The organism is Streptomyces sp. SID14478, assembly GCF_010548525.1.
In the GTDB taxonomy this organism is placed as follows: domain Bacteria; phylum Actinomycetota; class Actinomycetes; order Streptomycetales; family Streptomycetaceae; genus Streptomyces.
Map to the genome: position 1 here is coordinate 1 of NZ_JAAGMG010001350.1, position 21,445 is coordinate 21,445.

The following is a 21,445-nucleotide window of genomic DNA, read 5'->3' on the forward strand; positions in this document are numbered from 1 at the left end:
TCGCGGTTGGGGAAGTGCCGGTACCTGGTCCCCTGGCCTACGCCCGCTGCTTTCGCGATCGACTGGAGGGTCGTGTCGGGGTCGTCGGTGAAGGCGGTACTCGCGACCTCGATGATGCGGGCGCGGTTGTCCTCGGCGTCGGAGCGTCTCGGCCGACCGCGCAGGGGTGTCGGCTGTGCGGGAGCGGTCCGGGTATCGGGCATGGGGGCGCTGCCTCCTTTCTACGGGACCGGGGCCCGCCGGTGCGGGTTCAGCCGGCTTTCGCGGAGTGGCTCGGTGGCATCAGGGGAGGTCCTCTTGATCGGCGATGACGTCGGTCTCGTACTGGTCGAGGACTTGCTGGGGCGTCCTGCCGGTGTGGTGCGCGAGGTCGTTGATGGCGGTGGTCGCCCAGTTCGCCACCGATAGCGCAAGGGCCATCAGCTTGTCGTCGCCGTAGGTGTTCCTGGTGCCCAGTAGGTAGGCGAGGTTGAGGTACGGGACCGCGTGCGGATCATCGTCGTTGGCCGTGCTGGCACGCAGCATCTCGATGGTGGTCCGGGTCGCTTCCGCGTGCTCGGACAGGAGCCGCTGCCGCTCCAGTCGGACGTGCGCGATCATCTTGCGGCGTGCGAGCGGGTCCACCGGGCGAGCCCCTTTCTGCGGTGCCGTGCGCCGTCGTCCGGTCAGGGGGTGGCGCGCAGGAGGACGAGGGATCCGTTGTAGGTCGGCCGGTGGCGCAGGGGGCCGAAGGCCTCGTCCCAGGCGCCGGAGCCGAGGGCGCGGCGCAGCGAGGTGTCGAACTCCTGGCGGGCCTGATCGCCGATGAAGCTCCAGGCCGAGCAGGCTTGTCGGGCAGCCGGGTCGAGCAGCATCTCGGGCCGACCGTAGTACGCCTCGTTGAAGCCGTCGGTGCAGTCCAGGGGGATGGGGACGGGCTCGACGGTGACGGTGCCGCCGAGCGCCTCGGCCAATGTGTTCAGGCGTGGGTAGCGGCGGGCCTCGGTGTCCAGGACGTCGGGCGCGTAGTCGTAGAGCCAGAAGTCGCGGACCAGCGTCGGGTCGCAGGTGAGGACGGCGACCGGGCCGCGGGTCACGCGACGCATCTCACGCAGGCCGGCCTCTGCGTCGGACCACTGATGCACGCTGAAGAGGGCCATGGACGCGTCGAACTGGCCGTCCGCGAAGGGGAGGTCCTCGGCCACGGCGTCGATGGCGGTGGCGAGCTGCGCCGGACGCTGGGCGCGCATGGCGAGGGACGGTTCGACCGCGGTGATGGTGTGGCCGGGGTTCTCGTAGGAGCCCGTGCCCGCGCCGACGTTGAGGACCTCGCGGGCGTCGCCGAGCGCCAGGGCGATGGCGCGGGCGATGCGTTCGTCGGGGCGGCGGTAGGAGGAGTAGCCGGCGCCGATGCCGGCGTAGTCGACGTCGCCGGCGCTGCCGTCGTAGGTGCGCATGACCATGGGGGGACCTCGCCTCGGGGCCTGGACCTGGCCGGGGCGCTGATATCCGCTCCCCGAACAACACCCTTCATCTTGCATCTGCCAGGGCAAAATCCATAGATGCCTGGCGAATGATTGGCTGATCCCTCAAAGGCGGAGGCAACTGCGATAGTGCATTTGGAGGTTGTGTCAGCGCAGGTGGGGCCTTGCGGCCGGCGTGCGCGGCGGGCGGTGGCGCCCGCACCCGTCGGTGTCGAACCTCTGGCTCACGTTGTCCGCTCGTAGAGCGTTCCTACCCGGGGAGGCGCGGGGATGGGGATGTTCTCAAGGGCGCCGCATCCGCACACGGAGCCGCCTCAGACGCTGGGACGCTCAGCTTCGGCGGTGACGTTGAGCGCCGGGAGGCTGTCGGCGGTCTCGGCGATGGTGTCCGCGATGGGGCGAGGATGCCAGTCGAGGAGGCGCTGGGCCTTTTCCGAGGTGGCGTCGAGATTCTTGCCGAGGAGCGCGCGGAGGGGGCGCAGTTCGGGCTTGATCAGCGACAGGCCGCGGGCCGCCCAGACCGGCATCTCCCGGGTGGGGACGTGCTGCGCCCGTACCCCGAGGCGTTGGTGGAGGATCCGCGCGACTTCGCGGACCCACAGGCTCCGCCCCGATGTGGCGATGAACCGTTGCCCGGCGGCGGCCGGTTCGGTCATGGCACGCAGGTGCAGGTCGGCAACATCGCGCACATCCACGTAGCCGGAGGCGAACTTCAGGGAGACGGGCATCGAGCCGTCCAGCATGTGCTGGATCAGCCCGAGGGACGGGGAGAAGTCGGGTCCCAGTACCGGGCCGAGGACACCGGTCGGGTTCACCGTGGCCAGCTCCAGGCCGTTGCCCTGGGTGCTGATGAAGTCCCAAGCGGCGCGCTCCGCGAGGGTCTTGGACTTCTGGTACGGCTCGATGCCGGCCTCGACGTCGGTCCAGTCGTCCTCGGTGAACGGGGTGTCACGGTCGGGGTGGCCGTAGGCGACGGCGCCGATCGCCGAGGTCAGGACCACTCGTCGGACGCCGGCGTCCTGGGACGCCCGCAGGACACGCAGGACGCCGTCGCGAGCCGGCGTGACCATCTCGTCGTCCGATCGCGGCGTGCTGGTCAGGGTCGGTGAGGCGACGTGCAGCACGGCGTCGCACCCCTGCACCGCCTCGGCCCAGCCCGCGTCCCGGGTCAGGTCCGCGGCCACCACGCGCAGAGGCGCGTCGGGTGCGGCTCCACCGTGTTGCAGCATCGCACGCAGCTCCGGCTCACGTGACAGGCTGCGGACCGTCGTGCGTACCGAGTGGCCCGCGTTCAGCAGGGCCAGGATGCACCAGCTGCCGATGTACCCCGTGCCGCCCGTAACCAGTACCTCGGCCATGATTCAGGTCCTCCTTGACAGTCGGAAGCGAAGGCCGGTGCTTCTAGGCCGGGATGAGCGTGGTGAGGCAGAACGGGTGGCCGGCCGGGTCGAGGAGTACGCGCCAGCGGTCCGGGTTGGGCTGCTCGGTGGCCTTGGTCGCACCGGCGGCTAGCGTGCGGCGTTCGGCCTCGTCGAGGTCGGTGACGGCCACATCGAGGTGGAACTGCTTCGGCAGACCGTTCGGCCACTGCGGCGGTCGGTGGTCCGGGACGCGGACGGTGACCAGGAGAAGCGAGCCCAGCTCGACCGCGCAGACGGCGTCGGACTCGACGGTGATCTCGCCGCCCAAGGTGGCCGCCCAGAAGGCCGCGAGGGTCCGTGGATCGTCGCAGTCCAGGGAGACGGATCCCAGGCGGCCTACGGGTGTGTTCATGTCGATTTCTCCGGTGATGGTGGGGCGTGGCGTCGCGCGGGGCGATGGCTCAGGTGTTGGCGTAGCCGGGGATGGAGGCCTTGATGCGCTCGAGTTCGCGTTCGTCGGAGACGCCCTGGAAATCGTGGCGGGGGGTGTAAGGGGCCTCCAGACGGCGGGCCTCGTCGTCCGTGAGGTCGAGGTCGAGGGAGGCCACCGCGTCGTCGATCTGCTGGATGGTGCGGGCGCCGACGAGCGGAGCCGCGACGACGGGATTGCGGCGCAGCCAGGCGAGCGCGACCTGGGCGCGGGAGACGCCGTGGGCCTCCGCGACGGCGCCGACCTCGTCGATGATGAGGCGGTCGCTGTCGGCGTTGGCCTTGTAGAGCATGTCGGCGAAGCCTCCGTCGGTGGCCGCGCGGGCGCCGGAGTTCGCCTCGTCGAAGGGGCGGGCGAGGCGGCCGCGGGCGAGCGGGCTCCAGACCATGGTGGCCACGCCTTCGTCGGCGCACAGAGGCAGCATTTCGCGCTCCTCCTCGCGGGCGAGGAGGTTGTAGTGGTCCTGCATGGTCGCGAAGCGGGCCCAGCCGTTGCGCTCCTGGAGGTGCAGGGCCTTGGCGAACTGCCAGGCGTGCATGGAGGAGGCGCCGAGGTAGCGGGCCTTGCCGGCCTTCACCACGTCGTTCAGTGCTTCGAGGGTCTCCTCCAGCGGGGTCGCGTTGTCGAGGCGGTGGATCATGTAGACGTCGACGTAGTCGGTGCCCAGGCGGCGCAGGCTGGCGTCGATCTCGGACATGATCGCCTTGCGGGACAGGCCGCCGCCGTTCGGACGCCCCGGCCGCATGGTGTGGCGGACCTTCGTGGTGATGACGACGTCGTCGCGGTCCGCGTAGTCCTTGAGGGCGCGGCCCAGGATCTCCTCGGACGAGCCGTAGGAGTACATGTTCGCGGTGTCGAAGAAATTGATGCCCGACTCAAGGGCGTGCTTGATCAGCGGGCGGCTGGCCTCCTCGTCGAGGGACCAGACGGGGTGGCCGCGGTCGGGCTCGCCGTAGGTCATGGCGCCGACGGCCACGGGAGAGATGTCGAGGCCGGTGCGGCCGAGCTTGATGTAACGCACGGAAGATCTCCTACAATGAGGATGACGGAAACCGGAGAACTCTCCGGCTGACTCTTCGACCGTAACGGAGAGGTCTCCGTATCGCAACCGGGGCCAGATCTCCGCAGCCCGCCACCGACAGGAGGACTTATGCCCGAGCTCGCGCGGCAGCGTGCCGACGCCCAGAAGAACCGGGAGATGATCCTCCAGGTCGCGCACGAGGCGCTGGCCGAGTCCCCCGACGTCTCGCTCAACGCGATCGCCAAGCGCGCGGGCGTCGGCCCGGGAACCCTCTACCGGCACTTCCCCACCCGCGAAGCACTGCTCCTCGAGGTCCACCAGCAGGGCATCGACCGGCTCACCGCCACCGTCACCGAAGTTCTCGCCGCCCACCCCCCGCTGGACGCGCTGCGCAGCTGGTTCACCACCCTGACCGGCTACGTGCGCATCAAGCACGGCCTCGGTGAGGCGCTGCACTCCGCCGCCGCCAAGGACGTCATCAGCGCCTCCTGGCCTCCCGTCACTGCTGCCGTCCAGCGTCTCCTCGACGCCTGCGTCGAGGCCGGCGAGGTGCGCCCCGACATCGACCCCGTCGACGTCATCATGCTGCTCAGCTGCCTGTGGCGTACGCCGGACGGCCCGGAGGGTGCCGCCCAGGCCGACCGCCTCATGGACCTTGCGATCGACGGCTTCCGCCCGTAGTCGGGGACCGGTCCGGCGCGACCGACTCGTTTCCGTCGTGGACCACTTCAGCGCACTCGCCCGTGCCCGTGGGCAGTCAGTCGGTCCGAAACGGGTGCAGGAAGGCGCCATTGAGGGAGCCGCGTTCGGCAGTTCCGCTCACGGAGACGGCGCAGGGGCCATCTTCCGAGGATCAAGGCCGAGGTCGCTTCGGCTGAGCCACGGGTCATTCCTGGCCGAGCACCCCGTCGGCGGACCGGCCCGCATGCGAGCCATCCCTCGGCAGCGTCCGACAGCGGGTGCGTGTCGTCGCTGCCGAAGGGAATCGGGCCCAACCGATCAGGTCAGCAGGTGACGACCTTGCCGTAGGAGCCGCGGCCCCAGTTCCATTCCCACTGCTCACCGGGCTGGTAGGTGAGGCATGGCGAGTCGTTGCCCCAGTCGATGACGACCTTCACGTGCATCGCCTCGCTGCAGTTGTTGGTGACCTTCACGTACTTCCTGTGCTTGATGACGTCCCGTTTGACGCAGGCCGGGGCCGTGTTCTGTGCGGACGCCGCGGGGGCAGCCGAGACGGCCGAGACGGCGGAGGCGGCGGATGCGGCGGATGCCGTCACGAAGCCGGAGCCGAGGAGCGCCGATGCCGCGACGAGGCCGCCGGCGAGACGCATGCGGTACTTCATGTCCCGTTTCCTTTCACTGGGCCAAAAGGCCATGAGAGGCGTGTGGTTGCTCGGCAGACTCTGTCGATCTTTTCGGCGTCAAGGCCCTCGATACAGCTGAAGTGCATCCTTTCGGGGACGAAACCACTCCTACTGGTGTGATCCGGTATCGGGGCGAAGAGGCGCCGTGCCATGGAGGCGCTCGATCTGCTCCGTTGTGCGTCACCGGTCGCCGCGGTGCCGAGGAGAAGAGAGTGTTCCGCCCGTCCGACGTGGCGGCAGCCGGGTGAGCGCGCGTAGGCAGTCAGCCGACGTCGGGAGCCTGAGGGAGAGGCATTGGCGCGGATGCGTGCACCGGACCGCCGAAGGGGGAGGGGCGGCGGAGGCGGCCGTCGCATGGCGAGTCGAAGGCCCCGACCGGGCGCAGGAGTTCGAGCTGCGTGCGCCAGGCGGGCCGTCGCCGAATGCGCGGGGCCCGGTGGCCTTCAGTGGCCACCGGGCCCCGCAAGAACAACGTTCGGCCGGCCAGTGCCCGTGTCTCTTGTGGGCGACCGACCGGCCGTAGGGATCAGGGACGCTTGGCCCGCAGCAGCGCGGGGAGTCCCTTGCGTGGGGAAGTCGACGCGGACTGCTTCTCGGCCGGTGTCCTCTTCACCGGTGCGGGGCTCTTCTTCGGAGGGGCAGTCCTCTTGGCTTCGGAGCCGGAGCGAACGCTGCCCGTGAGACGGGCCCAACTCCACGGCTCCCGGCTGCTGTCGGGGGTGTCGACCGGAGCCGGTTCGTCCGCCTCCTCGGGGCGGGGGCGCCACCAGTGGGAGCGGCGCGGATGCAAGGACCGGCCGAGCCTGCGGCCGAGCACGAGATATCCGAAGAAGGCGCCGGCGGCGTTGAGGATCACGTCATCGATGTCGAATGCACGGCCGGCGACCATCAGACCCTGGGCGACCTCGACGGTGAGCATGACGATCGCCGTCATGAGTACCACCCGGACGAAGCCCCGCGTACGCGGGAAGAGCACCGGAAGCAGGATGCCGAAGGGCACGCCGAGCACGACGTTCCCGCCGACCTGCTTGATCGTGTCCCGCCAGTCGGGTTGCTCGAAGTACAGTCGAATCGAACTTCCAGGATGCAAGTTGGTGTGCGTCAGCGACACTGACGAGGGTGACGGTACGAGAGTGACCTTCGCCAGCGCGACGGCGAACGCCACCATGCAGACGAAGCCGATCGCCACGACGAATCCACGAATCAGTCGCCAACCCCAAGAGTGCCGCCGCAGGCGCGGTTCACTGTCCATGCGGCGCCGGATACCCCGGAGTTGGGGCCGCACACGCCGGTGACCCGAATGCGCGGTGCACGGATTGTGCGCGGGTGGGGACTCGGCCCGTTGGGGGATCAACGTCACCCCGGTCGGCGCAGGTAGCCTCCAGGCATGGCGAACATCAACTTCAGTTCTGCAGTCGGCGTCTGGTGGACGAGCGACCAGTGGCCCATCCGCGACGTGCTCGCCCGGGCCCGTGAGATCGAGGGTCTTGGTTACGGATCGCTGTTCTACGGCGAAGCCGGAGGCAAGGAGTCCCTCACCCAGGCCGCGGCTCTGCTGGGCGGCACCGAGCGGCTGGTGGTCGGCACCGGCATCGCCAACATCCACGCGCGCAGTGCCCCGGCCAGTGAAGCGGGCGCGCGTACGCTCGGGGCGCTGTACCCGGGGCGGTTCGTGCTGGGTCTGGGTGTCAGTCACGCGCCGCTGGTGGAGCACAGCTACGCAGGTTCCTACACGAAACCGCTGAGCACCATGCGGGAGTACCTGCGGACGATGGACGCGGTTCCGGATGCGATCGAGCCGGGCGGGGAGCGTCCGGCCCGTCTGCTGGCCGCGCTGGGGCCGAAGATGATCGAGCTCTCCGGGCAGGCTGCCGACGGGGCCCATCCCTACTTGGTGACTCCGGAGCACACCGCCGCCACGCGGGGGCAGTTGGGGCCCGACAAGTGGATCGTCAGTGAGCAGGCCGTGGCCCTCACCACTGACCGGGAGGCCGGTCTGCGGTACGCGCATCAGCACCTGCACATGTATTCGCAGTTGCCCAACTACCGCAATTCCTGGCTGCGTCAGGGGTTCGACGAGTCGGACCTGGTCGTCGGGGGTTCGGACAAGCTGGCGGAGCGCATGGTCGCCATCGGTGACGCGGAGGCGGTCGCCGCGCACGTACGGCGTCACCTGGAGGCAGGGGCCGACCACGTACTCGTACAGGTCCTCGGCGACGACCACGCGTCGGATCCGCTGCCGACGCTGCGTGCCCTCGCCGGGGCTCTGGGCCTGAGCTGAGCCCTGAACGACCGAGCTGTCCTTCTCGCTCTCCCGGCTTCAGGCGCCACCGATGTCCGGTCAGTGCCGGAGCGGCGGTCGTGGGGGCCCCTGGCCTTGATGGTCCGGGGCCCCCGACGGCTGTTGCTCCACCGCTGTTCCTGGGGCGGCCGTTCCACCTACTCCATGCTGTCAACACGCTTGAGGCCGACGGTGATCTGGTCCAGCACTGCGTCGGGCGACAGGTCGTAAGCCTGCGCTGCCACACCCACGCCCAGTTCCGCAGCGTGTGTCATGGCCCAGAGCAGCGCGCCATGGGCGGACGCGTCGTCCCCCTGGGACCTTCTCAAATGTTCCACCGCTGCGCGGAGTTGGGCATCGGATGCGGGGGTGTATCCATCACAAAGGGAGCCGCGCAGAAGTGCCAGTGCCTCCAGGGCGGCCGGTGAATGGGACTGGCTCTCAAGGTGCATGCGAGTTCCTCTCCTCACTGGTGGACCACCAAGTGCCGTTCGGTGCAGCCGGATCTCGTGGCTGCGGCGGGTGCTGGGCACCCGGCTGTTCCGCTCCGATGCCCGCGCATGCCCTGGCCACGCGTCGTGTCACTCGTGAGGTGGGTGGCGTCGGGGAGCAAATCGAATGCGGGTGCCGTGTACGTACGGAGGTCCAGCCGGCCGGTGCTGAAATACGAGTGAGGCGCGGGCGGCCGGGGATGTTGTCGCATCATTCGGCGCGCAGAACATCGCCACTGTCAGCGGAGGGGTTCTTGGGGGGGCGTCGTGCGCTGCGTCGGACTTCTGCGACCGGGAAGGATTGTACACGTGTACATTGAGTGCTCTACTGACTCAATGCGACTACGTACAAGCCTTGTTGGCGCGGTGGCCGCCTGTGCCCTGACGCTCTCCGCAGCCCCGGGACCGGCCGCCGCTACTGTCTCCGTCAGTGGCCCGATCGCCCCCGCGTGCAGCTGGAGCGAGCGGGGTTACCGCTACGACAACTCCGCCTATCCGGAGACCGCGGCCCGTTACTGGATCATGCGGTTCAAGAAGCAGGCCGGGCTCACCATCCGCGTCAACGGCCAATACCCCGAGGCCCGTTACAGCTCGCTCAACGTCTATGACTCCACCTCGTCGAGCTTCACCACGGACGGCGTGAGCTCCGGGCTCGTGGACCACCGCATCGACCCCGACCCCGGCAGCACCAACCCGTGGCGGCAGAAGGCCGCACCGGGCGGTCACTTCACCGTGCGAGTCATCGACGCCTCCGCCGCCGGCAAGCGCAACACGCTGCCCCTGGCGCCCGCAGGCACAGCGGAACTGACCGACGGGTCCCTCATCTTCCGTACCTATCTCGACTCCGCGCCCGTCCAACTGCCGGACGTCACCTTCGAGAAGGACGGCCGGAACGTCGCCGTGCCACTGTGCTCCGACGCCCAGGCCCCGCAGACGGCGGAGCGCCCGGCACCCGCGACCGACCGGGTGCGGGCGATGGAGACCGGCAGCGCACGCCCGGCGGGGACCAGCGGCGCTGCGCCCGTGGTGGAGTTCAGCCGCAAGTCCGGAGCCGGGCAGTATCCGAACGCGGACGCCGCCTACCTCTCCGCGCGGTTCACCCCGCCGCCCGCGGGCCAGGTGCTCGTGGTCCGCGGCAAGGCGCCGGTCGCTCTTCGCGGTGGTCATCCGCAGCCCTGGCCCACCCGCCGCGCCGACGTCCGCTTCTGGTCGCTGTGTGACAACGTGGTCACCCCGCCGGGTCCGGTCGTCGTCAATCCGCTCCCGGGCGGCGGCGTGGACACGGGGTGCCGCAACGACGAGCAGATCGAGGTCGCGCAGGGCGGCACGTACACCTTCGTCGTCGGCACCGAGGCGCAGCGTGCCGCCGTCGACCGCATCCCCGGCGCCACCTTCGTGCCCGTCTCCGCCGCCCACCCGAACCTCACGCACCTGCTCGTGCTCCGGCAGCTCATCGCGGCCGAGCACTTCCGCGGCGCGATCCAGAACGTGCCGCTCGACAGCCAACCGGCCGACGCCCAGCGGCTGATGGGGTCGTACTATCCGCAGGCCTCCTACTGCTCCCTCGACAGTCTCCTGCACAAGCGGCACGGCCGGACCTGCGCCCCGGCCCACTGAGCCGCCCGTCGCCCGTCACCCGTCTCCTGCGCGAACCCCGGAGGCGGGTGAGGGCACGCGCGCACCTGCTCGTACCCTGGGCCGGTCAGCCACCACGGATCGGCCCGCACCGAGGAGACGCGTACGGATGAAGGGAACGACACCCCTCGCCTCGACCCCGCCCGCGAAGCCGACGAGCGCGGACGTCGCCCGCCTGGCCGGTGTGTCGCGCGCGACCGTGTCCAGGGTGGTGAACGATCCCGGGAACAGCCTCGTCACCGAGGAGACCCGACGCCGGGTCCTCGATGCGGTGCGCAGCCTGGGCTACACACCGCACGCCTCCGCCCGCGCCCTGCGTGCCGGACGCACCCACCTGATTCTGATGCCCCTCGTACGGGCGCCGCTCGGCCGCGCCGTGGACCAGCTCATCGAGAATCTCTCCCGCGACCTGGCGGCGCGTGGGCTGCGGCTACTCATCGACGCGGACCGTTCCGTCGCGCCGGAACAGGCTGCCCACTCCTGGGCCGAGCACCGGCCCGACGCCGTCATCGGTGGCCCCGCCACCTGCCCGCCGGAAGCCGTACGCGTGCTGCGCAACGCGGGCGTCGACACCGTCGTGCTCCTCGATTCGCCTCGTCGTCGAGATGCCACCGCGCTCGGCTTCCACGATGCTGCCGTCGCCGCGACGGCGGCTCGCCACCTGCTCGACACTGGGCACAGGCGTCTGGCGTGCCTCGTTCCCGAAGGCCCCTCGCGGCAGCTGGCGCAGCGGCGTCTGGAGCGCGTGCGCGAGCTGGCTGATGCGGCGGGCGCGGTGGTCGAGGCGGTGCCGTGTTCGTTCGGGCAGGACGAGCTTCGCCTCGCCGCGGCCCGATGGCGCGGCTCTCGCGAACGCCCCACGGCTGTCTACGCTTTCGACGACGACTACGCCCTGATGCTGATCCACGTACTGCGCGAGAGCGGTCTGTCCGTGCCGGAGGACATCGCCGTGATCGGGTCGGGGAACTTCCCCCTGGGCGGCGTCTTCACACCCCGGCTGACCACCACGCACTTCGACATGTCCGCGGTCAGCGCAGCCGTCTGCGAGGCGCTCACCCGCCTGCTGCAGGGCAAATCCCTGCCGCGCGGGACACGCGCCGCGATGGAACCGGTACTGACCGTCCGCGAATCGGCCTAGGGCCGCGGACCGCCACTTCACCACAGGCCGCAACCGTGGGGTCAGCGGAGCGAACCGCTTCCCAGGGGTGCTCCCGTGACGCCGACGTAGTCCCGCAGCATCGGCGCCACGGTCAGGGCGTGGTCGGCCGTGGAGGGGAGCTCGTCGCGGCCGGAACCACCCACTCCCAGAGTCCTCTTGAAAAGCTGCGCGATCGGTTTCACCAGCGCGCATTTCCTCTACGCCATGCGGCTGCATGACGTGCTCCGCCCGGCGTCTTTGCCGACCGCGGCCGCTCATGCGGTGACGGAGGGGACCCGGCCTCCTGCGCCGTCAGGCCTCCTCCGCCAGCGCGACACCTGCAAGGTCCTCGAGGGGTACGGTCCCTTCGTCGGCCCGCGCGGGACCCCACGGCGCCGGGCCCGACCCTTCGGCCCAGGCATGGAGTGAGGCCCCGTCCACGCAACGGATACCGCAGGCGGCCGCGTACTCTTCGGCGGGCGCCGTGAATTCACTGGTCGTCACGACGGCGGCGAGTTGCGCGCCGTGCACCGTCCAGCAGGTGCCGCCGAACCGCTGAAGATCCTGCGAACCGACCTTGTGGGCTGGGCCGTACTGCTTGCACTGGATGACTACGCGTCGGCCGTCGGGTGCGGTCGCCAGGACGTCGGCGCCGAGGTCTCCGGCGCCTCCCACGACCTCGATGTCGAAGCAGCCGTCGCGTTCGCACAGTGCGGCGATGGCCGCCTCGAAGCCGTCGGGGTCGAGGGCGGCGAAGTCGAAGGCGAGTGGGGGCAGTACGGCGGTCCGGCCGTCATGGGCGGCGCTGGGCGGTAGGGGCAGCGTGGGTTCCTCGGGGCCGATCGTCGGCGACGGCTCGCGGACGTCGTCGGGCCAGGGCATGCGGGCGAACTCCTCTTGTGCTGCGGCCAGTTCGCGGTCGGCCTGAGCCATCCCGCCCTGCGCGGCCCTGCGCAGTTCACGGAACCGCGGCATCGCGCGCAGCAGCGTGTAGAGGACCGCAACGGCCGGTATCGCGAGCAGGGCGGCTGTCAGTGGGTGGTTCCCGGCCCAGTGGGCGAAGCGCACGAAGAGCAGCGCGGAGGCGCAGATCAGGGATCCGACCAGCGCGAAAGTGACCAGCAGCCCGCGCAGGAAACCTGCCCCGTCAGGGTGGCCCGGGCGGCTCTTCGTCTCCCGTATGGGCACGGTGTCTCCTCTTCGTCGTTACAACCTTGGACCGACGTGTGCCCCGCTCGGCACAAAGCATGATCAACAAGGGGTCAACAAAGTGGGGTTGTCCGGGCACCCGTGGCCGCCGGATGAGTCGGTCCGTCTCTGGGCGCCTACCAAGTACGTTGTTGCCGGGGCTACTTGATGCAGTCCCGGTCGCCAATGGTCGAGGTGATGCGGTGGGCGGGCCTTCGGCGAGGCCTTGGGGCCGCGGCCTTGGCTCAGTGCTCATTCACCGGCGGGCGTAGTGCGCGATGATCACGCCTTTGCTCGTGGTGACACTTCCCGTGAGGTCGAACTCGGTCAGCGGGGAAGGGCCTTCGAACAGGCGAGTGCCGCTGCCCAGGGTCAGCGGATGGATGAGCAGGGTGTAGTAGTCGATGAGGCCGGCGGCGTGCAGGCTGCGTACCAGTGACGCGCTTCCGTTGATCGACAGATCCCTGCCCGGCCGGGCTTTGAGCTCGGCCACCGTCGCGGCGGCGTCTCCCCGCAGGAGGATGCTGTTCTGCCAGGCGTCGGCATCATCGAGCGTTCTCGAAGCGACGTATTTGGTGGCCGCGTTCATGTGCCTGGTGAACGGGTTGTCGTCGGTGGGATTTCCCCATGCGGTGATGAAGTCCTGCCAGGTGCGGCGGCCGAACAGCATGTCGCCCGGCTCGGCCATCCCTTTGGCGAGCTCGCGTCCCATCACCTCGTCGTTGTACCGGGGGCCCCAGCCGCCGTGCGTGAAACCGCCCCGGGTGTCCTCGTCCGGACGCCCGAGGCCCTGCACTACACCGTCCAACGTCACGAACATCCTGGCCGTGATGGAGCGCATCTGCGTTTCCCTTCGCCGTTGGCGCCGCTCTTTCTGCGTGTGGTCAGACGCATAGATAGACGAGCCCCGGCCGCGGGAATCATCGCTGCCCCGCACGGACCAATGCACCTGCGGACGGGGCTGCTCCCGCCAGGCCGCAGACGCGGGGAATCACGCCTACGGCCCTGGGGTCACCCCTTCTTCCTCCTCTTGTTCCAGATTCCGTAGCCGAACATGATGATGACGCCCACCAGGATCAGGATCGCGACGACGGACCCCGCGGTTCCGTCGGGGATCCACCTCCCTCGACCGTCAGCGGTCAGCACCATGTGGGGACCTCCTCATTCCTCTCGGTGCCCGCTACGTGCGGCGCTGTCCACGTCACCTGCTGCGCCCTGGCGGGGACCCAACCGCCGACCGGGCCACCGGTCACGACGTCAGGATTCGCTCCCTGCGCGAAAGGAGCGGTCGAGGCTCGGCCTCCCCGACGGAGTCTCCTGATCACGCCTCCTCCCTCGGCTCCGTGCGATGGTCGAAGTACGCCCACACGAAGATCCCCACGACTGCGACCACGCCCACCGCCACGACCTGGACCGCGGTCGGCGCTCCTCGGGTGAGGAAGCCGGTGATACCTGCCGCCAGGCCGCCCGCCAGCATGATCATGCGGCTGGCCAAGGACTGCCCGGGGTCGTTGCCCCGCTCGACGAACAGCCCCTTCGCAGCTGCCTTCGCCGGCTGTCGTGCCCCCCGGCGGCGTTTCGACCGCAACTCCAGCCCGTAGCCGATCACCAGATACAGCACGAGGATCCCGACGAACCCCGCCCATTCAGCCGGACTGTCCAGCCCGTCCCCGCGCGCCATCACCGGGGATGACATCACCATCTCCATCACGGCACTCCCTCTCCAGCCTCTGCTCCCGCGCTCGCCTGCTGGTGCAGGACGTCGAACGTTCATCTCAACTACCCCGAAACGGCCGAGTGTTGATATCGCGTTCGTCCCGCATGCGCGGACGTGGTGCCGGATCGCGTGGCCGGCGGCCGAGCGGGCATGCGGAGAAGGACCGTCACGCCCTGCCTACCGGAGGAGCAGCCCCGCTGTGGGAACCGCCGTCCACGTCCCGCAGACCCGGGACATGATCGGAGAAGAACTCTCCGGTGACGAAGCCTTCGCCGCGCTGCGCCACTACGGAGGTGTGCGACTGCTGCTGGACTCCTTCACCCGGTTCCGGTACGCGGACGGTTTCACCAATGCCCGCGCTCTCGCCTTCCAGATGGTGCTCGGGCTGGTGCCCCTCACGATCGTGTTCGTGGGCCTGGCGACCAGCGTGCACACCGAGAGCGTGGGCCGGGTGGTGGAGATGACCCTGGCCCGGATCGTGCCGGGCGCCAGCACCGAGGTCGTGGAGAAGGCGTTCGACGGTACGCGGCGCACCGCCGACAGCGATGTGTGGAGCGCGGTGGCGCTCTGGCTCGGGCTGGCCTTCGCCGTGCTGAACCTTGCTTCGGCCATGGGGCAGGTCGAGCGCGGAGCGAACCGCATCTACGGCATCGAGCGCGACCGGCCCGGCCCGGCGAAGTACCTGCGGGCACTCGTCCTGGCCGTCACGGCAGGACTGCCGATGGTGCTCGGTTTCATCGTCACGGTGGCCGGGTCGGCGGTGGGCGACGCCATCGCGCGCACCACGGGCGATCATCACGGCGGTATCGGCTGGTGGGGCGCGCTGGAGATACCCGCCGGACTCCTCCTGGCCTGGATCGCGTCGGCGGTGATCCTTCGACGGGCCCCGCGCCGAGTGCAGCCCGGCTATACCTGGCTCGCCTTCGGTTCCGCGGTGCATCTCGCGCTGTGGGTCGCGGCCACCTGGATGCTGGCCCTCTATGTGGGCAAGAGCGGAGCGTTCGGCGCCATCTACGGCCCGCTCACTGCCTTCATCGCCCTGCTGCTGTGGGCGAACCTCACCGCTGTGGCACTGTTTCTCGGTATCGCCTTCGCGGCCCAGCTCGAAGCCGCTCGCGCCGGGATCCGCGAGCCGGTCCGCCCCGACCCGGGACCGGGAAGGTGAGACGATCTGCTCCGGCCGCGATTCCCGGGAGCGCCCCTGGGCCTCGCACGACGAAGGGATTCCTCATCGATGCGCATCCTCCTGATCGGGCCGCCCGGGGCAGGCAAGGGCACGCAGGCAGTACGCATTGCCGCGCATCTGTCGATCCCGCACGTTTCCGCCGGTGACCTGTTTCGTGAGCACATCGAGCAGGGCACCGAGCTCGGCCGGAACGCTCACACGCACCTCCAGTCCGGTCTCCTTGTACCGGACGAGGTCACGATCGGGGTGGTCAAAGAGCGCCTCGCCCGTCCGGACACGGCGCGCGGATTCCTGCTGGACGGCTTCCCCCGCAGTCTTGCCCAGGCCCAAGCGCTGGACGGCATCCTGGCCGACTCCGGGTCGAGGATGGACGCCGTGCTCGAACTGCAGATTCCCGAGGGCCAGGTGGTCGGACGGATCGCTGGACGGCGTCTGTGCCGTCAGGACCGCGATCACATCTTCCACGTCGACTACAACCCGCCTGCAGCGGCAGGAGTCTGTGACCTCTGTGGCGGTGAGCTGTACCAGCGCGAGGACGACCGCGAGGAGACCGTTCGTCAGCGCCTGGAGGTCTACCGCACCAAGACGGCGTCGGTCGTCGACCATTACCAGGGCCAGGGCCTGGTGACCACGATCTCGGCCCACGGCCACGTACAGGAAGTCCTGCACCGCGCGCTGAACGCCATCGGCCAGGGTCAGGCGGACGCTGCCGAGTCGCGGTGATGCCTTGCGGCTGGGCACGTGCCGGGCTGAGAACTGCCGCAGAGGGCTACAAGATCCGCCCGCCCCGACCGTCGCCTCGGACCCGTACACCGTCCGGACGGGAGCGTCTCACCTCGTGACCTTCCCGCACCGCCCACCCAGCCCCCGAGCAACTCCCCAAAAGCGTCCTAGCCTTGCGGCCGGCCCCGGTCCTCTCGGGCCGGGGTGCGCAGGGCGATGAGGGTGATGTCATCGCGGGTGTCGCCGAGTTCGGTGGCGAGCTGTGCGCACAGGCGCGGCAGCGGCAGGTCCTGGTGGGTGTCGAGGTGTTGGCGCAGACGGGTCATGCCGGTGTCGATGGGCTGGGAGCGGGACTCGACGAGGCCGTCCGTGTAGAGGAGCAGGGTGCTGTTGGGGGGCAGGGTCATGCGGGCCGTGGGGCGTTCCTTGGTGGGGCGCAGGCCCAGGAGCATGGAGTGGGGCCCGGCGAGGTAGCTGCTGGGTTCGCCGACGGTCAGCAGCAGGGGTGCGGGGTGGCCCGCGACGGACCACGCCAGGTCCCATGTTCCGTCCGTGTCCTGGTGCAGGCGGGCGAGGACGACGGTGGCGGAGTCGGCGAGGGTGAGGTGGGCCTGTGCGGTGTCGAGCCGCCGGAGGATCTGGCCGGGTGTCTCTTCGGGGCGGTCGACGGCGAGGGCGCGGAGCATGTTGCGCAGTTCGCTCATGCGGGAGGCGGCCTGGATGTCGTGACCCGTGACGTCGCCGATCACCACGGCGAGGTCGCCGTCGGGCAGCGGGAAGGCGTCGTACCAGTCGCCGCCTACTTCGGCGGCCTGCTGGGCCGGCTGGTAGTAGGCGGCCAGCTCGAGGCCGGAGACGGCGGGCAGGTCGGTGAGGAGGGCTTGCTGGAGGGTGACGGCGATGTCGGCCTGGGCGGCGTGCAGGCGGGTGTTGTCCAGCCCGAGCGCAGTGCGGCGGGCGACTTCGTCGGCGAGGATGCGGTCGGCCTCATTGAACGGGGGGCTGGCCTCGGCCCGTACCAGGGTCAGGGCCCCGAGTGTCTCGGCGCGCAGGCGCAGCGGGACGATCAGGACGTCGTGTGCCTCCACCAGACTCATCAGGTCGGTGTCCGGTCCTGCCGCGGGGCTGGGCTCGGGCGCGGGAAGGTGCTGGCCGGCACCGCCCCGGCGCACGCAGTCCAGCGCGGTCAGATGTGCGGGGTGTTCGGGCGGGTCCGTCTGGGAGATGGTGGCGGGCAGTGTCCCGGGGGTGTGGTGCGCCCATGCCGTACGGGTCATGCCGCGGCCCTCGGCAAGGTGGATCAGGGCGGTGTCCGCGAGGCGGGGAACGAGCTGGCGTACCAGGCGGTCCAGGGCGCGTTCCGCGTTGAGGGTGCTGACGATGGCCAGGGTCAGCTCGCTGAGCCAGGAGATCTCGGCGAGGTCGTACTCGGCCTGTTCCCGCATGGTCTCGCTGTGCGTGTAGCGGTCGGCACGCTGGTCGGCGCGCTCGCGCTGGGCGGAGGCGTCGTGGAAGACGACGACCGCACCGGTGCCGTGCCCGGCGGAGGGCGGCAGGGGAGCGGCGGACCACCACACCGGGAGGGGAGTACCGTCGGCGCGCATCAACACGGCCCGGTCGCCGCTGATCCGCTTGCCCTGCGCCACGTCACTGAGGACCGGCCGCTGCTCGTGCAGGCCCTCAGGGTTTCCGGCCGCCGGGTTGAGGGCTTCGTGTGCGTTGATGCCCAGGAGGGCTCCGGTGTCGTAGCCGAGGAGGCGTTCGGCCCACGGGTTGCAGGCGATCACGACGCCCCGGGCGTCGACGGCGTAGACGCCTGCGCCGGCAGCGTCGAACAGCGCGGACATCAGTGCTCCGTCGGCCAACGGGACGGAAGGGGCGTCCGTTTCAGGGGAACTCTCCACCCGTCACATTGTGCCGAACCATTGCCGTGCGGCAAATATCGCCGGGGGACGCCGGGTTCACCAGCGCTTTTCACCCGTCCACCGATCCGGTGGCGGAGATGACGTCCGGGAACATTTCCACCACCGCGGCCAGGCCGGTCAACTCCAGGAGCCGCTGCACCTGTTCTCCCGCACCGGCCAGGCGCACGCCTCCGTGCCGGGCTTCCGCGGCGCGCATCGCGTGGACCAGGACCCCCAGCCCCGCGGAGTCCATGAAGGTCACCGCCTGCAGATCCCAGACCAGATGGGCGCGGTCCGCGGCGATCAGTTCGTCCACGGCTTCGCGCACCGCTGGGGACTCGGCCAGGTCGATCTCCCCGGCCAGGGTCAGCACCGCCCATGCCCTGGGATCGGAGGGCCACGTCACGCCGGACACCGGGACCCGCACAGTGGCTCTCCTCGCCTGGAATACACCGATCATCCCACCTCGCCATGATCGGTGCAGGCAGCGGGGCGCGCCGGCGTCGACTCGGCGCCCTGTCGCAGGAGGAGTGAGCAGGTGACGTCGATGCCGGTCGAGGACCGTGTGGCGGCGCCCCGCGCGTGCGGTCCCCGCGGTCCCGAGGACCTGCTCATCGGCCGGGGACCCTAGGCACGTGTCCGGCTTCGGCGACGGAGGAGCGCTGGTGGGGGATGGCGGGCAGGTCGACCCAGTCCAGGCGCAGGACGGCGAGGTCGTCGGAGTGGCGCCCGGCGTTGCGTCGGCGTACCTCGGCGATGACCTGGTCGAGGTGTGCGCCGGCGTCCGTGTCGGTGCAGGTGTCGACGATGGGCAACAGTCCTTCGACGCCCAGGCGTTGGGACGCGTCCTCGTTGTGGCCCTCCACCAGCCCGTCCGTGTAGAGGGTGAGGCTCCCGGACGGGGGGAGCGGAACGTGCGTCGGGGACCAGGTGCACATCCCGGGAGCGAGACCCAGGGCCACGCCATGTCCCACGGCGAGTTCCACGGTGCGTCCGCCGGTGGTGAGTAACGGGGCGTGATGGCCGGCCAGGTACAGGGTGGCCGTGGCGGCCGCGTGGTCGAGGGTGACCAGGGTGCAGGTGGTGAACAGGTCCGAGGAGCTGCGCTCCGCCACGTGCATGTGCTCCAGGAGGCGCAGGAGGTCCATGCCGCGGTGCCCGCCCAGGGTCAGGGAGCGCCAGGCGATGCGCAGGCACACGCCGAGTGCGGCGGCGTCGGGACCGTGTCCGCTGACGTCCCCGATGACGGCGTGTATGAGACCGTCCGCGGTCTGGACGACGTCGAGGAAGTCGCCGCCCAGCAGGGCTTGGTCCCGTCCTGGCAGGTAGCGGCTGGTTGCCTTGATCTGCTCGGAGACCAGCATCGGCTGCGGCAGCAGGCCGCGTTCCAGGCGGGCGTTCTCCTCGGCCCGCAGCCTGTCGGCGCGGAGGTTGGCGTTGGCGAGTTCGGCCTGCTTGCGGTGGACGGCGTAGCGCACGGCACGCTGGAGCCTGTCCGGGTCCACCTTGCCCTTGACCAGGTAGTCCTGGGCGCCGGTGGTGAGTGCTTCCACGCCGGCCTGGGACTCGGCGAGGCCGGTGAGGACGATCACCGCCGCGTCGGGCGCCGCCTGGAGGATGGCGTCGACGGCGGTGAGTCCGGCCGCGTCAGGCAGGTGCAGGTCGAGCAGGACGCAGTCGGCGGTCTGCTCGGCGAGCTTGTGCCGTGCCTCGGCCAGCGTGCGGCAGTGCACCAGGGAATGGTCGAGGACGGTGTCGACCAAGAGCTCCTCGACGAGGAGGGCGTCGCCTTCGTCGTCCTCGACGAGAAGGATCCGGTACTGCGCCGTGGTCCCGGTGAGCGCTGTCATCTCGGTTCGGATGCTCCGTTGTCGCCCGCTCCCGCGGGAGGCTGAAGGGGAAGGGTGAAGCAGATCGCGGTGCCGTCGCCGTCGACGGGCTCGATGTCGATCGTGCCGCCGTGGTACTCGACTGTCTTCTTGCACATGGCCAATCCGATTCCTGTTCCCGGATAGGCGTCGCGGGTGTGCAGCCGCTGGAAGATGACGAAGACCTTCTCGCGGAATTCGGGGGCGATCCCGATGCCGTTGTCGCGGACCGTGAAGTGCCAGTGGTCTTCCTGCTTGCGCACACTGATCCGGATGTGCGCGGGGCGGTCGGGAGCGCGGAACTTGAGTGCGTTGGAGAGCAGGTTCTGCCACAGGAGTCCGAGCTGTTGCGGCTCGCCGACGACGACCGGCAGGGGGTCGTGCTCGACGGTCGCGCCCGTCTCGTCGACGAGCACGCTCAGGGAGTCGAGCGCTTGCGCAAGGCTCTGTTCCAGGTCCACCTGTGACGGTTCGCTCTGCATCCGGCCGACCCGGGAGAAGGCCAGCAGGTCGTTGATGAGGATCTGCATGCGGTTGGCGCCGTCCACCGCGAAGGCGATGTACTGGTCGGCGCGCTCGTCGAGCTGGTCGCCGTAGCGCCGTTGCAGCAGCTGAGTGAAGCTCGAGATCTTCCGCAGGGGCTCTTGCAGGTCGTGGGACGCGACGTAGGCGAACTGCTCCAGTTCGGCGTTGGAGCGGCGCAGTTCTTCGGTCTGCTGGTCGAGGAGATCCCGCGCCTGTTCGCTCTGTTCCAGTTCGTGTACGAGCCGTTGGCGCATCGCCTCGACGTCGGTGGCCAGCTGGCGGAGGTCGGCGGGGCCGGTCGCGGGTACGGCGTGGCCGAACCGGCCGCGTCCGATCTCGCGGACGGCCGACCCGATGCGGTCCAGGGGCGCGCTCACCCCTCTGCGCAGGGCGTCGAAGATGATGACGGTCACCACGACGAGGAGCAGGGCGATGGCGGTGAAGACGATCGTGCGCCATCGCTGCGCCCGGTCGAGGTCCTCGCCGGCCTGTGTGCGAGCCGCACGGAGGTGGTCCTGCTGCACGGCGAGCGCCGCTCGCACGTCGTCGAAGAGCTGTTTGCCGTCGTCCGTGCGCCGGGCCGCGAGCGCGATGGCGTCCTTGGCGGACGACTCGGCCACGGGGCGGGCCACCCGGCTCTGCCAGGCGGCCACCTTCGCCCGCACGTCGCGCAGGTCCTCGCGGCCGCTCTTGTCGCCCTGCAGCAGGCCGGTCAGTGAGTCGGTCGCGGTCTTCTCCGCCGACAGCCCTTGTGTGTAGGGCTGGAGGAACTCGCGACGGCCGGACAGGCCGTATCCGCGTACGCCTGTCTCCTGGTTGACCAGGGCGGTCTCCAGGCGCACCGCGCTGATCAGGGCGGGGGAGCGGTTCTGCACCACTTGATCGGTGAGTTGGGACGTCCTGACCAGGGCCCACACGCCCAGCGAGCCCAGTGTGACGAGGACGACGGCCACGACGGCGGTGCCGCTCATCAGCCAACGCCGGGTCGTCCAGCGGGATATGACCGGCCGCTCACGCGCGGCAGTGCCTTCTCTCATGCGTCCCTAGCCCTTTCATGCGCCTTCGGCCGCATAAAGAGCCGTCGCGGCGA

Annotated in this window: 23 protein-coding genes and 1 pseudogene; 6 read left to right on the forward strand and 18 right to left on the reverse strand. The window is 69.9% G+C overall.

What is annotated here, in order from left to right:
- The 6 genes from G3I40_RS42700 to G3I40_RS42725 all read right to left on the reverse strand — a co-directional run.
- Positions 1-203 (reverse strand): helix-turn-helix domain-containing protein (locus tag G3I40_RS42700; protein ID WP_164560169.1); only part of this gene is annotated, 203 nt, incomplete at its 3' end.
- Positions 204-282: 79 nt separating this feature from the next.
- Positions 283-624, reverse strand: a complete 342-nt coding sequence (locus G3I40_RS42705; RefSeq protein WP_164560170.1) for a hypothetical protein — start codon at positions 622-624, stop codon at positions 283-285.
- Positions 625-665: 41 nt separating this feature from the next.
- The gene (locus G3I40_RS42710; protein ID WP_164560171.1) at positions 666-1,442 is read right to left on the reverse strand and encodes a class I SAM-dependent methyltransferase; all 777 of its coding nucleotides are present in this window, start codon (positions 1,440-1,442) and stop codon (positions 666-668) included.
- A 335-nt stretch (positions 1,443-1,777) separates the two neighbouring features.
- A complete protein-coding gene (locus G3I40_RS42715; RefSeq protein WP_164560172.1) occupies positions 1,778-2,821 on the reverse strand; it encodes an aldehyde reductase in 1,044 nt (347 codons plus the stop codon).
- 43 nt (positions 2,822-2,864) lie between these two features.
- On the reverse strand, positions 2,865-3,236 hold the full coding sequence (locus G3I40_RS42720) for a VOC family protein (RefSeq protein WP_164560173.1): 372 nt from the start codon (positions 3,234-3,236) through the stop codon (positions 2,865-2,867).
- 49 nt (positions 3,237-3,285) lie between these two features.
- A complete protein-coding gene (locus G3I40_RS42725) occupies positions 3,286-4,335 on the reverse strand; it encodes an aldo/keto reductase (RefSeq protein WP_164560174.1) in 1,050 nt (349 codons plus the stop codon).
- Between the two features lie 129 nt (positions 4,336-4,464).
- On the opposite strand from G3I40_RS42725, the gene G3I40_RS42730 reads away from it, so the two are divergent.
- Positions 4,465-5,016, forward strand: coding sequence for a TetR/AcrR family transcriptional regulator (locus tag G3I40_RS42730; protein ID WP_164560175.1), 552 nt, complete (start codon positions 4,465-4,467; stop codon positions 5,014-5,016).
- A gap of 323 nt (positions 5,017-5,339) precedes the next feature.
- Here G3I40_RS42730 and G3I40_RS42735 read toward each other — a convergent pair whose 3' ends face one another.
- Positions 5,340-5,678, reverse strand: coding sequence for an alpha-amylase (locus G3I40_RS42735; RefSeq protein WP_164560176.1), 339 nt, complete (start codon positions 5,676-5,678; stop codon positions 5,340-5,342).
- Positions 5,679-6,477: 799 nt separating this feature from the next.
- Positions 6,478-6,876: pseudogene (locus G3I40_RS47780) on the reverse strand (VanZ family protein); the annotation flags it as partial.
- Positions 6,877-7,086: 210 nt separating this feature from the next.
- On the opposite strand from G3I40_RS47780, the gene G3I40_RS42745 reads away from it, so the two are divergent.
- Complete coding sequence (locus G3I40_RS42745) at positions 7,087-7,980, forward strand: LLM class F420-dependent oxidoreductase (protein ID WP_164560178.1); 894 nt, start codon at positions 7,087-7,089, stop codon at positions 7,978-7,980.
- 158 nt (positions 7,981-8,138) lie between these two features.
- Here G3I40_RS42745 and G3I40_RS42750 read toward each other — a convergent pair whose 3' ends face one another.
- Complete coding sequence (locus G3I40_RS42750) at positions 8,139-8,432, reverse strand: hypothetical protein (RefSeq protein WP_164560179.1); 294 nt, start codon at positions 8,430-8,432, stop codon at positions 8,139-8,141.
- 405 nt (positions 8,433-8,837) lie between these two features.
- Between G3I40_RS42750 and G3I40_RS42755 the strand changes: the two genes are divergently transcribed.
- Together G3I40_RS42755 and G3I40_RS42760 are read left to right on the forward strand one after the other, a co-directional pair.
- Complete coding sequence (locus G3I40_RS42755; protein WP_164560180.1) at positions 8,838-10,088, forward strand: hypothetical protein; 1,251 nt, start codon at positions 8,838-8,840, stop codon at positions 10,086-10,088.
- Between the two features lie 127 nt (positions 10,089-10,215).
- Entirely contained in the window at positions 10,216-11,244 is a 1,029-nt protein-coding gene (locus G3I40_RS42760) for a LacI family DNA-binding transcriptional regulator (RefSeq protein WP_164560181.1), read from the forward strand.
- 41 nt (positions 11,245-11,285) lie between these two features.
- Here the strand turns inward: G3I40_RS42760 and G3I40_RS48045 are convergent, their stop codons facing one another.
- The 5 genes from G3I40_RS48045 to G3I40_RS42775 form a co-directional block, all read right to left on the reverse strand.
- Positions 11,286-11,408 carry a hypothetical protein gene (locus tag G3I40_RS48045; protein WP_275410334.1) on the reverse strand — a complete coding sequence of 41 codons (123 nt, stop codon included), beginning with the start codon at positions 11,406-11,408 and terminating at the stop codon, positions 11,286-11,288.
- A gap of 148 nt (positions 11,409-11,556) precedes the next feature.
- Positions 11,557-12,378 (reverse strand): restriction endonuclease, encoded by an 822-nt coding sequence (locus tag G3I40_RS42765; protein ID WP_164560255.1) that lies wholly within the window; start codon positions 12,376-12,378, stop codon positions 11,557-11,559.
- Positions 12,379-12,688: 310 nt separating this feature from the next.
- Positions 12,689-13,273, reverse strand: coding sequence for a dihydrofolate reductase family protein (locus G3I40_RS42770; protein WP_164560182.1), 585 nt, complete (start codon positions 13,271-13,273; stop codon positions 12,689-12,691).
- Positions 13,274-13,443: 170 nt separating this feature from the next.
- Positions 13,444-13,581, reverse strand: a complete 138-nt coding sequence (locus tag G3I40_RS46715; protein ID WP_203645828.1) for a hypothetical protein — start codon at positions 13,579-13,581, stop codon at positions 13,444-13,446.
- Positions 13,582-13,753: 172 nt separating this feature from the next.
- Positions 13,754-14,128, reverse strand: a complete 375-nt coding sequence (locus G3I40_RS42775; RefSeq protein WP_164560183.1) for a hypothetical protein — start codon at positions 14,126-14,128, stop codon at positions 13,754-13,756.
- 220 nt (positions 14,129-14,348) lie between these two features.
- On the opposite strand from G3I40_RS42775, the gene G3I40_RS42780 reads away from it, so the two are divergent.
- On the forward strand, positions 14,349-15,314 hold the full coding sequence (locus tag G3I40_RS42780) for a YihY/virulence factor BrkB family protein (RefSeq protein WP_164560184.1): 966 nt from the start codon (positions 14,349-14,351) through the stop codon (positions 15,312-15,314).
- A 69-nt stretch (positions 15,315-15,383) separates the two neighbouring features.
- Entirely contained in the window at positions 15,384-16,058 is a 675-nt protein-coding gene (locus G3I40_RS42785) for an adenylate kinase (protein ID WP_164560185.1), read from the forward strand.
- 167 nt (positions 16,059-16,225) lie between these two features.
- On the opposite strand, the gene G3I40_RS42790 is transcribed toward G3I40_RS42785, so the two are convergent.
- From G3I40_RS42790 to G3I40_RS42805, 4 genes are all read right to left on the reverse strand, one after another.
- Positions 16,226-17,905, reverse strand: a complete 1,680-nt coding sequence (locus G3I40_RS42790) for a SpoIIE family protein phosphatase (protein ID WP_164560186.1) — start codon at positions 17,903-17,905, stop codon at positions 16,226-16,228.
- Positions 17,906-18,032: 127 nt separating this feature from the next.
- Positions 18,033-18,368, reverse strand: coding sequence for an STAS domain-containing protein (locus G3I40_RS42795; RefSeq protein WP_164560187.1), 336 nt, complete (start codon positions 18,366-18,368; stop codon positions 18,033-18,035).
- Positions 18,369-18,573: 205 nt separating this feature from the next.
- Positions 18,574-19,812, reverse strand: a complete 1,239-nt coding sequence (locus G3I40_RS42800) for a response regulator (protein ID WP_164560188.1) — start codon at positions 19,810-19,812, stop codon at positions 18,574-18,576.
- Complete coding sequence (locus G3I40_RS42805) at positions 19,809-21,392, reverse strand: sensor histidine kinase (RefSeq protein WP_164560189.1); 1,584 nt, start codon at positions 21,390-21,392, stop codon at positions 19,809-19,811. The genes G3I40_RS42800 and G3I40_RS42805 overlap by 4 nt, the downstream gene beginning before the upstream one ends.
- Between the last annotated feature and the right edge of the window lie 53 nt (positions 21,393-21,445).

Excerpts from the sequence above, each read along its gene's own strand:
- G3I40_RS42710 (WP_164560171.1), bottom strand. The coding sequence starts at position 1,442 with ATGGTCATGCGCACCTACGACGGCAGCGCCGGCGACGTCGACTACGCC.
- G3I40_RS42715 (WP_164560172.1), bottom strand. The coding sequence starts at position 2,821 with ATGGCCGAGGTACTGGTTACGGGCGGCACGGGGTACATCGGCAGCTGG.
- G3I40_RS42720 (WP_164560173.1), bottom strand. The coding sequence starts at position 3,236 with ATGAACACACCCGTAGGCCGCCTGGGATCCGTCTCCCTGGACTGCGAC.
- G3I40_RS42730 (WP_164560175.1), top strand. The coding sequence starts at position 4,465 with ATGCCCGAGCTCGCGCGGCAGCGTGCCGACGCCCAGAAGAACCGGGAG.
- G3I40_RS42735 (WP_164560176.1), bottom strand. The coding sequence starts at position 5,678 with ATGAAGTACCGCATGCGTCTCGCCGGCGGCCTCGTCGCGGCATCGGCG.
- G3I40_RS42745 (WP_164560178.1), top strand. The coding sequence starts at position 7,087 with ATGGCGAACATCAACTTCAGTTCTGCAGTCGGCGTCTGGTGGACGAGC.
- G3I40_RS42750 (WP_164560179.1), bottom strand. The coding sequence starts at position 8,432 with ATGCACCTTGAGAGCCAGTCCCATTCACCGGCCGCCCTGGAGGCACTG.
- G3I40_RS42760 (WP_164560181.1), top strand. The coding sequence starts at position 10,216 with ATGAAGGGAACGACACCCCTCGCCTCGACCCCGCCCGCGAAGCCGACG.
- G3I40_RS42770 (WP_164560182.1), bottom strand. The coding sequence starts at position 13,273 with ATGCGCTCCATCACGGCCAGGATGTTCGTGACGTTGGACGGTGTAGTG.
- G3I40_RS46715 (WP_203645828.1), bottom strand. The coding sequence starts at position 13,581 with ATGGTGCTGACCGCTGACGGTCGAGGGAGGTGGATCCCCGACGGAACC.
- G3I40_RS42775 (WP_164560183.1), bottom strand. The coding sequence starts at position 14,128 with ATGTCATCCCCGGTGATGGCGCGCGGGGACGGGCTGGACAGTCCGGCT.
- G3I40_RS42785 (WP_164560185.1), top strand. The coding sequence starts at position 15,384 with ATGCGCATCCTCCTGATCGGGCCGCCCGGGGCAGGCAAGGGCACGCAG.
- G3I40_RS42790 (WP_164560186.1), bottom strand. The coding sequence starts at position 17,905 with ATGTCCGCGCTGTTCGACGCTGCCGGCGCAGGCGTCTACGCCGTCGAC.
- G3I40_RS42800 (WP_164560188.1), bottom strand. The coding sequence starts at position 19,812 with ATGACAGCGCTCACCGGGACCACGGCGCAGTACCGGATCCTTCTCGTC.
- G3I40_RS42805 (WP_164560189.1), bottom strand. The coding sequence starts at position 21,392 with ATGAGAGAAGGCACTGCCGCGCGTGAGCGGCCGGTCATATCCCGCTGG.